The following is a 1237-nucleotide window of genomic DNA, read 5'->3' on the forward strand; positions in this document are numbered from 1 at the left end:
GATGGAAGCAACCTGAAGATTGATAAGGTTGAATTCCTTAAGCTGGACAAGCCAATCACGGTGTATAACTTCACAGTTGCGGACTACCATACGTATTATGTAACAGATATTGGGATTTGGGTGCATAATACAGATTGTGATTGGGTTAGAATGACCACGAAGCAGTCTACGGCTGCGGCAAAAGAACTGGGATACGAAGCAACAAACTACACAGCAAAGAATGGAGAAAAAATTTTCTATAATAAAAAAACTAAGACGTATATAAGTCAAGACATTGGTAGCGGTGACGGTAGTGGTCCTCATAATGGTGGGGTGTGGAAAATGGCTAAATCACCCGAAGCATTAAATAAAAAAGATACACGGATGGGTACTTATGATGGAACTCTAAATAGAATAGGTGATTAGATGAATAAATATCGTATAACTAAATACAATCCTTTCTTTAGAGAAGCTAACGGAAACTATCTTAGAGAAGACTGGATGTCCATTAGCGATATTGGAAAGAAATTCGAGGGTAACATACTTACCGTAGAGGAATATAAGTCAGTTGAAGACAAGTATGTAAAGGTAATACAACTCATTATGGACTATACGAATACTCCTTTTATTGTTGTTAGTGATGTGAGAAGAAGTACTGATGATAGTGGTTTTGAAAAATCCATTAACAAATATCGTGAATTATACAATGAGGAATATCTTAAGGACATTTACTACAATTTAATTGACACCATGAAATTTTCATCCCAACAGATCGATTCCTTGGTTCGACTTTTACTAAGGGAAGAAATAGGTGCGGAGGTTTATTTTGAAACAAACCTAAAGGTCTTTATTGGATATGACTTTTTAATGGGAATTCATACGGACCGACCTATCGAGGTAATAATACCCAAAATTGAAGAAATAGGATTGTTTGTTGAGAAGTTCTAATTACTATACGATATATTATTATAATATGATTACAGACCTTGGGGTATGATTCCCAGGGTCTCTTGTTTACTTTTAGCCTGTATCGAGTGTATTGGAGAGTTCAGAAAAAAAATTGCTCAGGTTTAATTATGGTTAAAAACACCAAATATATATGAAATTGTATATAATTTAACTTGCCGAGAAAAATCAGTGATCGGTAAAGTAACATCGTCGACTTTTTGTCCTGACAATAATATATTATTGTCAGGACAAAAAAGAGGTGAAGCGATGTCCTCTAAAAAGATGGGACGTCCTCCATCTGACAAACCTA

At 35.2% G+C, this 1237-nt stretch carries 3 protein-coding genes; 2 read left to right on the top strand and 1 reads right to left on the bottom strand.

All coding sequences use genetic code 11. The features are described from left to right. A partial coding sequence (locus tag D328_RS31705) for a toxin C-terminal domain-containing protein (protein WP_018888338.1) occupies positions 1–405 on the top strand: 405 nt, incomplete at its 5' end. Then, positions 406–927 (top strand): hypothetical protein, encoded by a 522-nt coding sequence (locus tag D328_RS0128095; protein ID WP_018888339.1) that lies wholly within the window; start codon positions 406–408, stop codon positions 925–927. Between the two features lie 122 nt (positions 928–1049). On the opposite strand, the gene D328_RS31395 is transcribed toward D328_RS0128095, so the two are convergent. Beyond that, the coding region (locus D328_RS31395; RefSeq protein WP_205622145.1) for a hypothetical protein at positions 1050–1237 on the bottom strand (188 nt) is incomplete at its 5' end.

It is taken from the genome of Paenibacillus massiliensis 2301065 = DSM 16942, assembly GCF_000377505.1.
Classification (GTDB): domain Bacteria; phylum Bacillota; class Bacilli; order Paenibacillales; family Paenibacillaceae; genus Paenibacillus; species Paenibacillus massiliensis.

Excerpts from the sequence above, each read along its gene's own strand:
- D328_RS0128095 (WP_018888339.1), top strand. The coding sequence starts at position 406 with ATGAATAAATATCGTATAACTAAATACAATCCTTTCTTTAGAGAAGCT.